The sequence below is a fragment of the Facilibium subflavum genome (assembly GCF_003574485.1).
Lineage (GTDB): Bacteria > Pseudomonadota > Gammaproteobacteria > Francisellales > Francisellaceae > Facilibium > Facilibium subflavum.
On the sequence record NZ_QLIT01000159.1, the window covers coordinates 1 to 9,006 of the forward strand.

Here is a 9,006-nt window from a genome sequence, read left to right on the forward strand (position 1 = left end):
CTGTTTTCTTCGGTTTTTATACTCAATAGAGCCTTTATCAAGACTTTTTTGTCCGATAATGATTTGGTGTGGGGCGCCGATTAAATCAGCATCAGCAAACATCACACCGGATCTTTCGTTGCGATCATCTAATAATACATCAAAGCCAGCAGCTTTTAGTTGTGCATAAATGCTTTCGGCTTCCTCGGCAACTTTTTTTGATTTATGCATATTCATCGGGATAATAACTACCTCATAAGGCGCAATTTCCTGTGGCCAGATAATACCATATGTATCATGTGATTGTTCAATGCTTGCTGCAATTACACGGCTAACACCAAAGCCATAGCAGCCCATGATAAGAGGCTTCTTTTTCCCATTCTCATCTAATACATTGGCATTCATTTTTTTAGAATAGTGATCGCCAAGTTGGAATATATGTCCTACTTCAATTCCGCTTGTTTGCTGTAGTTGGCCATGCCCATCAGGGGAGATGTCACCAATCACAGCATTGCGAATATCAGCAACTTCAAATGATGGGATATCACGATCCCAATTAGCGCCAAAATAATGAAACCCTGACTGGTTTGCTCCACAGACAAAATCAAAAGCCATGGCAGCAGTATAATCAACAATCACAGGAATTGGACAATTAACTGGGCCAAGGGATCCTGGGTCTGTATTAAGTTTTGCTTTGATTTCATCATCAGAAGCAAAATAAAATGGTGGGGTGATTTGTGGCAGCTTTTCTACTTTGATCTCATTTAAGTTATGATCACCTCGTAAAACAAGTGCGAAAAAATTGTCTTTACTGTCTTTAATTACCAGGGTTTTTAATGTATTTTTTGCCGGCAAGTCAAATTCTTGACATAGTTGATCGATTGTTTTAATGTCAGGCGTTGATATTTTTTCAAGCGTTTTTTCTCCCTTTGGGCGCGCATTTAAATTTGGGATCAAATAACTGGCAAGTTCAATGTTTGCGGCATAATTGCTTTGATCGCTATAGCAGATGATATCCTCGCCTGATTGTGCCAGTACCTGAAATTCATGTGTAATACTGCCACCAATAGCACCGGCATCTGCTTCAACGACTCGAAACTGAAGTCCCATGCGGTTTAGGATATTACAATAAGTTTGATACATTTTCTTATAGGTTTTATTTAAGCATTCCTCGTCTAAGTGAAAGGAATAGGCATCTTTCATAATGAATTCACGAGCGCGCATCACACCAAAACGTGGTCTTATTTCATCTCTAAATTTTGTTTGGATCTGATAAAGGTTTAAGGGCAGCTGTTTGTAGCTGTTGATTTGTTTTCTGGCAATATCAACAATAGGCTCTTCATGCGTAGGGCCATAGTAAAAGTCACGACCATGGCGGTCATTGATTTTTAACAGCTCTGAGCCGAACTTTTCCCAGCGGCCAGTTTCCTGTAGAAATTCACTCGGCAAAATGCTTGGCATTAATACCTCATTGGCAGCTGATTTGTCCATTTCTTCACGAATGATATTTTGTACCTTTTGTAATACTTTAAGACCAGTTGGAAGCCAGGTGTAGACACCTGAAGCAACTTTGCGAATAAGCCCCGCACGAATCATGTATTGGTGGCTGATAAGTTCAGCCTCTTTTGGCGTTTCTTTTGCTGTGGCAAGTAATGTATGGGTTGCTCTCATAATATATTTTAATTGTTAATGCAAATGAATAGACTAAAGTTAGCTGGTTTTATCATTCACTTCAAGCGTATTTTCAGATTTTCTTTGTGATTCGGGATCGGTGGATTTCTCCTTGAAGAGAGAATTTTTTATCAGTGTATAAAGCACCATTATTAACGGTGCTAAGTAAACCCAGTATACAATGTGCTCTTTAATCATAATGCTAAAGTAATTAAAGTAATACACAGCGGTTAATGTACCGATAAAGATGATACATGCAATATAAAAAATGAAGTTGGCAATTTTATTAAGCGTTGATTTTGTCATCTGATGATTTTCCTTGCAGCAGAATGATATCTTATATGCAACGTTATGAACTTCTTTGACATTCATGCTGAAAAATGATTCGCTATGAGGGTATTATAATCTTTATGATACGAAAATGAAAAACATTTTAGGTTCTTGCTTTTTTGTTGCGACAAATGGATATGTTTATGTTTGCATGAGGGACATTGAAGAATAGAGGTTTATAACTATTTTTTATTGTTATTGAAAAATTAATATATTTCACATGTGATTGATGGTTGTGTAGCATAAAGGCAAGAAAGAACCAGATGGAGTCATAAAATGGCAGAAGTAAAAAAGGTAAAAGTTGCAATTATTGGCGCAGGAACAGCAGGGTTGTCAGCAAGAAGAGAGGTTGCCAAACAAACACATGACTATGTGGTGATTGAAGGTGGCGCGCTTGGCACCACGTGTGCACGAGTAGGCTGCATGCCATCAAAAGTTTTAATCCAGGCGGCAAATGACTTTGATCGCAGATGTGTTTTTGCCAGTGAAGGTATTTATGGTGCTGAAAAGCTTCATATTGATCCTTCTAAGGTGATGGAATTTGTACGCAAACTGCGAGATCGGTTTGTCAAAGGTGTATTAAATGATATCAAATCATGGCAGGATAAAATTATTCGTGAGTATGTCTCTTTTGTGGACGCTAATACCCTTAAAACAGAATCAGGAAAATTAACTAAGGCAGATAAAATTATTATTGCCACAGGATCAAAACCATTGATTCCAAAATCATGGCAGGCTTATCAGGATTATCTTATTGATACTAATAGTTTTTTTGAGCTAACAGAAATGCCTGAAAAAATGGTGGTAGTCGGCTTGGGTGTTATTGGCATTGAGCTAGGCCAGGCACTTGCCAAACTTGGTTTAGATGTCACCTTGGTTGGCCTTGGCAAAAGTATCGGTGGGCTTAGTGATCCAATATTGCAAGACTATGTTGCAGATAAATTTACCAAACAGCTAAATATTTCATATGAAGGTGCTGACGTTGTGGGCATGAAGGATGGTAGATTACAAGTTAAAATTGGTGATAAAGTACATCTCTTTGATAAGGCTTTGCTTGCGATGGGTCGTGCGCCTAACTTAAATGGGCTTGGACTGGGGTAATTACAGCTTGATGCAAATGATGTGCCTAAATATTGTCGAACAACCTATCAGCTAGATCAGTATCCTAATATTTATCTTGTTGGGGATACTAACGCGGCAAGACCTGTATTACATGAAGCAGCAGATCAAGGGCGCATTGCCGGATTTAACGCAGTAAGAACGCAAACGCAATGTTTTCAGAAACGGACTTCTTTAAGCATTACATTCTCTGATCCGAATATTGCAACTGTGGGATTAAGGTTTGCGCAGTTAATCGATCAAAATATTGATTTTGTAACAGGCAAGGTTAGCTTTGAAGGTCAAGGTCGCAGTATTGTTAAATCAAAAGAGCAAGGTTTATTACACCTATATGCACGAAAAAAAGATGGCAAGCTTTTAGGTGCAGAATTACAAGCACCACAAGGTGAGCATTTAGCACATCTTTTAGCCTGGGCAGTTGCAAATCATATGACGGTTGATGACGTGCTGGCTATGCCATTTTATCACCCAACTGTTGAGGAAGGCGTGTGTACTGCTTTACGCGATGCTTCAAATAAACTTTCCGTAAAAACACATGATGTCGAACTGTTCCGATGCGGTGATACGCCAATTCGCTAGCAGGGTTCGTAAAATTATTCGCGAAGTGATATAGCTAAATGATTTACCAAGCGGGTTTATCATGGTGATATTGCATTTAATTGGTGCTGGATTGCTGGAAAAGTTTTGATCTGGTGCTTTACTGTGCTAATGTACTAACATATTGATGATGATGGTTAGAATTTACTGTATTGCCATGGTTACATACATATTGTTGTATTATAATGCAGTAAGTGAGAATCGAGACTAAAAAACAAAAAATCAACAAGGTTACATTTGCATGAAGAGAAATGACTTTTTGCGTAATGCGCTTTTTTGGGGGCTGATCGCAATAGGACTTGTGTTTATATTCAGTAATATGAATACAACGGCAGATAAATCTAAAACCATTAACTACTCAAGCTTTGTATCACAATTACAAGGCGGGCAAATTCAGTCTGTTAATGTGGATGGCCGTACATTTACAGGTAAAACGGATACAGGTGAAAATTTTAAAACCTATGCCCCATTATTGGATCAAAGCATTGTAGATAAGATGCTGTCGCAAAAAGCGGAAATTTCTGCTAAAGCACCTGAAAAACCAAGCTTATTACTGGCATTTCTATTTAATTGGCTACCGTTATTATTGATTGCTGGATTTTTTATCTTTTTGATGATGCGTGCCGGGGGTGGTAAAAGTGGTGCCTTTTCATTTGGAAAGAGTAAAGCCAAGCTTCTAGGTGAAGATCAGGTCAAAGTGACTTTAGCAGATGTAGCCGGTGTTGATGAAGCTAAAGAAGAAGTCGGCGAAATTGTTGACTTTCTTAAAAACCCAACAAAATATGAAAAAATTGGTGGTAGAATCCCACGTGGTGTTTTGATGGTCGGTCCTCCTGGTACGGGTAAAACTTTGTTGGCTCGAGCCATTGCCGGAGAAGCTAAAGTGCCATTTTTCTCGATCTCTGGTTCTGACTTTGTTGAAATGTTTGTTGGTGTCGGTGCATCAAGGGTTCGTGATATGTTTGAACAAGCCAAGCGCCGGGCGCCTTGTATTATCTTTATCGATGAGCTTGACGCTGTTGGACGTCATCGTGGTACAGGCATGGGTGGTGGTCATGATGAGCGTGAGCAGACGTTAAACCAGATGTTGGTTGAAATGGACGGTTTTGCTGATAATGAAGGTGTTATTGTCATTGCTGCAACTAACCGTCCTGATGTTTTAGATCCTGCTTTATTACGTCCTGGGCGATTTGATCGCCAAGTCACCGTTGGTTTGCCAAGTGTTAAAGGGCGCGAACAGATTTTAAAAGTGCATATGCGTAAGATTGTTGTTGATGATGAAGTGCGCGTTGACTGGATTGCACGAGGCACTCCTGGTTTTTCAGGTGCAGAGCTTGCTAACCTTGTGAATGAAGCTGCCCTTTTTGCCGCGCGTGCTAACAAGCAAATCGTTGGTATGGAAGAATTTGAACGGGCAAAAGATAAAATCTTAATGGGCTCTGAGCGCACCTCAATGGCAATGAGTGATGAGCAGAAACGTTTAACAGCATATCATGAAGCAGGTCATGCAATTGTGGGGCGTATTGTACCTGATCATGACCCTGTATACAAGGTGAGCATTATTCCAAGAGGGCGTGCGCTAGGTGTTACTATGTACCTTCCAGATGGTGATCAAGTCAGTCAGTCAAGACAGCAGCTTTTAAGCCGCTTATCAAGTATCTTTGGTGGGCGTATTGCCGAGGAGATGATCTTTGGGCATGAAAAGGTGACAACAGGCGCTTCAAATGATATTCAGGTGGCAACTAACATTGCCAGGAGCATGGTCACAAAGTGGGGGCTTTCAGATAAAATGGGGCCCATTCAGTATGATGAGGATGATCATCAGCCATTTTTGGGCCAAAGCATGAGTAAATCGCCTAAGCATTTTTCTGATCAAACGGCTTTGGATATTGATAACGAAGTACGCCATTTAATTGATGAAAATTATAAGCGAGCTTACACCATTCTAGAAGAAAATATTGATATCTTGCATGCGATGGCAGATGCGCTGATGAAGTATGAAACCATTGATGCCATGCAGGTTGATGATTTAATGGAAAGAAAGCCTGTTAGAGAGCCTGGTGATTGGGGTAGCAGCTATGCACCTAAAGAGGGCAAAGTCAAAGAAGAAAAAGTAAAGACAGAGGAAAAAGTAAAGGTCTCAACAGAAGAGAATACTTCTAAAACGTCTGTAGAAAATGATCAGAATGCTGATGATGGCAAATCAGATGAGGATACATCGGTTAGGGATAAAGATTAGCTATTTGCTAAAGATACCCAATGCGCAGAAGGCTTATCCAGCTGTAGAAAAAGGACAAACTTACTTTTTGCGAACGATTGTTATACCATCACCAACAGGTAATAAAACTGATTCAACCCTTGTGTCATTTTTAATTAATGTATTGGTATTTCTAGTTGCATTAATGCTTGCTTCTTGAATGGTTTCATCAGCGACTTTGCCACCTCTTAACATATTATCTAAAACGATAATGCCACCTGGGCATATAAGCAGATAGCTTAGTTCATAGTAGTCCGGGTAGTCATTTTTATTAGCATCGATATAAACAAAGTCAAATGTGTTTTGATGTCCTTGATCAAGCAATAACCGCAGTGACTCAATGGCAGGGGAAATTTTTAAATTGACCTTGTGGCTTATCTTGGCTTGATCCCAGTATTGCACATAGTCTTTGAGATATTCATCTGTGACATCAAGGGCATACAGTTGGCCATTATCAGGTAAAGCCAATGCAATTGCCAGTGACCCAATACCTTTAAAAACGCCGACTTCAATTGCTTTTTGCGCACCTATCATTTTTATTATTAACTGCATAAATTGCAATTGCTCAGGGGCAGTAATCATTTGTGAAAGCGCTTCAGATTTTGCCTTATCAAGCATTTGCTGCTGGATGGGTAGTGGTTTTAATGTGTTATCCAGTATATATTGATATAGTTTTTCATCTTTTAATAATGTTTCAAGGCTCATCTTTAGTATCTTGTAGCATTTTGTATATATCTATTAAATCAAAAGCTTGAATTGCGCGCAAATGGTTTTCTTGTTATACCACTGGTAAATTATTAACTGAAGTTATGTACTTTCAGCAATTTTTTTTAAGATATTCCCTTGATTTTTCTCAAATCACACCCAATTGGTAACGGTACGTAAAATTATTAAGACAAATAGACAATACATGTTCAAGCGTAATGTGAGGCGTCTGCAATAAAAATAGGAGTAAACATGTCTGAAAAACAGGTTTTTGACTTTCAAACTGAAGTGAAACAATTGTTAGATTTGGTGATTCACTCACTGTATTCAAATCGTGAAATTTTTTTAAGAGAGCTTATCTCAAATGCGTCAGATGCTGCTGAAAAGCTGCGTTTTGAAGCATTAAATGACGCATCATTATTTGGCAATGATGCAGAGTTGCATGTACGTGTTAACGTTGATAAAGACACAAAAACAATCACCATTTCAGATAATGGTATTGGGATGAGCCGTGAGGATGCAATTGATCATCTTGGGACCATTGCAAAATCAGGAACAAAGAAATTTTTACAGGCATTAACAGGCGATCAAACAAAAGACTCACAATTAATCGGCCAGTTTGGTGTGGGTTTTTATTCAGCTTATTTGGTTGCAGATAAAGTTACAGTTAATTCATTAAAAGCAGGGCTTAAACCTGAAGAAGCGGTTCGTTGGGAATCAAAAGCAGATGGTTCTTTTACCGTTGAAGATATCACCAAAGAAAAGCGTGGGACTGAAATCATATTACATCTTAAAGAAGGTGAAGAAGACTTATTAGATGTTTGGAAGTTAAAACAGATTATCACAAAATATTCAGATCATATCTCATTACCTATTCAGATGCTAAAGCGTGAGCATGATGAGGATGGCAAGGAAAAAATATTAGATGAGTGGGAGACAGTCAACAAGGCAAAAGCGCTTTGGACGCGTGCTAAATCAGATATAAGTGATGAAGATTACAAAGAGTTCTATAAACATATTTCACATGATTTCAGCGACCCTTTAACCTGGTCACATAATAAAGTTGAAGGGAATTTGGAGTATATCAGTTTATTATATATTCCAGAGCGTGCGCCTTTTGATCTGTGGGATCGTGAACGCAAATCAGGCTTGCAGCTTTATGTTCAGCGTGTTTTTATCATGGAAAATGAAAATCTATTGCCATCTTACTTACGTTTTGTGAAAGGTGTGGTGGATTCAAATGATTTACCATTAAATATTTCACGTGAGATATTGCAGCACAACAAAGTGATTGAAAAAATCAAAAAAGCGACAGCCAAAAAAGTTATTGATATGTTAACAAAGATGGCTAAAGATACGCCTGAAAAATATGAGACTTTCTGGAAAGCATTTGGCCAGGTTTTAAAAGAAGCGCCAGCAGAAGAACATGAACAGAAAGAAAAAGTTGCCAGGCTTTTTCGTTTTGCCTCAACCCATCAAAACACCAGTGCGCAAGAGGTTTCGCTTGAAGAGTATGTCGCACGGATGAAAGAAGGCCAGAAATATATTTACTATGTTACGGCAGAAAGCTTTAATGCCGCAAAAAATAATCCACAACTTGAGATCTTCCGCAAAAAAGATATTGAAGTCTTGTTAATGTATGATCGTGTTGATGAATGGATGACTTCTCATTTAAATGAGTTTGATGGAAAAACACTAAAATCAATTGCTAAAGGTGATTTAGATTTAGGTGATTTGGACGATAAGGAAGATAAAAAAGAGAAAGAGAAAATCGAAAAAGACTTTGAGTCAATCATCAAACAGATGAAAGAAGTTTTGAAAGATAAGGTTGATGATGTGCGCGTTTCCAAACGTTTGACGGATTCACCAAGCTGTATTGTTGTGAATGATTATGGCATGAGCATGCATTTGCAAAAAATGATGGCAGATGCAGGGCAAACGATGATGCCTGGCATGGGTGGTAAACCAATCTTGGAAATCAATCCAGAGCATAAATTTGTTAGTCATCTTAAAGAAGAGCAAGATGACGCAAGGTTTGCCGATTGGTCGAACATTTTATTACAGCAAGCTTTACTAACAGAAGGTGCGCAATTGGATGATCCAGCTGAATTTGTCAAATTAACCAATAAATATCTTGTCGTATAGGGTTAGCAGGAACCTACCTGTCCTCAGACTATCACGCTTGCAAAGCGATCTTTGGCGGACACCTATGTAAAAACCATTTGTTACCAATAATGGTTTGAGTCTAGTCTAATCACGTGGATTGCTGCCAGGCAGTAATGACAAGAGCGGTTAGCCTTTCTATCATCGTCATGCTTACAAAGCATTAATAGAGCCCATCCATCTAA

General features: G+C 38.7%; 7 protein-coding genes. 4 read left to right on the forward strand and 3 right to left on the reverse strand.

Annotated elements, in window-relative coordinates; genetic code table 11:
- Positions 1–1,650 (reverse strand): proline--tRNA ligase (locus DNK84_RS09615; protein ID WP_119344306.1); only part of this gene is annotated, 1,650 nt, incomplete at its 3' end.
- Between the two features lie 39 nt (positions 1,651–1,689).
- The gene (locus DNK84_RS09620) at positions 1,690–1,956 is read right to left on the reverse strand and encodes a hypothetical protein (RefSeq protein WP_119344307.1); all 267 of its coding nucleotides are present in this window, start codon (positions 1,954–1,956) and stop codon (positions 1,690–1,692) included.
- Between the two features lie 300 nt (positions 1,957–2,256).
- Here DNK84_RS09620 and DNK84_RS09625 point away from each other — a divergent pair, with 300 nt between their 5' ends.
- From DNK84_RS09625 to ftsH, 3 genes are all read left to right on the forward strand, one after another.
- A complete protein-coding gene (locus tag DNK84_RS09625; protein WP_119344308.1) occupies positions 2,257–3,081 on the forward strand; it encodes an FAD-dependent oxidoreductase in 825 nt (274 codons plus the stop codon).
- A gap of 21 nt (positions 3,082–3,102) precedes the next feature.
- Positions 3,103–3,678, forward strand: a complete 576-nt coding sequence (locus DNK84_RS09630; protein ID WP_119344309.1) for an NAD(P)/FAD-dependent oxidoreductase — start codon at positions 3,103–3,105, stop codon at positions 3,676–3,678.
- Between the two features lie 259 nt (positions 3,679–3,937).
- Positions 3,938–5,935 carry an ATP-dependent zinc metalloprotease FtsH gene (ftsH, locus tag DNK84_RS09635; RefSeq protein WP_119344310.1) on the forward strand — a complete coding sequence of 666 codons (1,998 nt, stop codon included), beginning with the start codon at positions 3,938–3,940 and terminating at the stop codon, positions 5,933–5,935.
- A gap of 60 nt (positions 5,936–5,995) precedes the next feature.
- On the opposite strand, the gene DNK84_RS09640 is transcribed toward ftsH, so the two are convergent.
- The gene (locus tag DNK84_RS09640; protein WP_119344311.1) at positions 5,996–6,658 is read right to left on the reverse strand and encodes an O-methyltransferase; all 663 of its coding nucleotides are present in this window, start codon (positions 6,656–6,658) and stop codon (positions 5,996–5,998) included.
- Positions 6,659–6,910: 252 nt separating this feature from the next.
- On the opposite strand from DNK84_RS09640, the gene htpG reads away from it, so the two are divergent.
- Complete coding sequence (gene htpG / locus DNK84_RS09645) at positions 6,911–8,803, forward strand: molecular chaperone HtpG (RefSeq protein ID WP_119344312.1); 1,893 nt, start codon at positions 6,911–6,913, stop codon at positions 8,801–8,803.
- Positions 8,804–9,006 lie beyond the last annotated feature (203 nt).

Coding starts and splice junctions, on each gene's coding strand:
- DNK84_RS09625 (WP_119344308.1), top strand. CDS start 2,257: ATGGCAGAAGTAAAAAAGGTAAAAGTTGCAATTATTGGCGCAGGAACA.
- htpG (WP_119344312.1), top strand. CDS start 6,911: ATGTCTGAAAAACAGGTTTTTGACTTTCAAACTGAAGTGAAACAATTG.
- ftsH (WP_119344310.1), top strand. CDS start 3,938: ATGAAGAGAAATGACTTTTTGCGTAATGCGCTTTTTTGGGGGCTGATC.
- DNK84_RS09640 (WP_119344311.1), bottom strand. CDS start 6,658: ATGAGCCTTGAAACATTATTAAAAGATGAAAAACTATATCAATATATA.
- DNK84_RS09620 (WP_119344307.1), bottom strand. CDS start 1,956: ATGACAAAATCAACGCTTAATAAAATTGCCAACTTCATTTTTTATATT.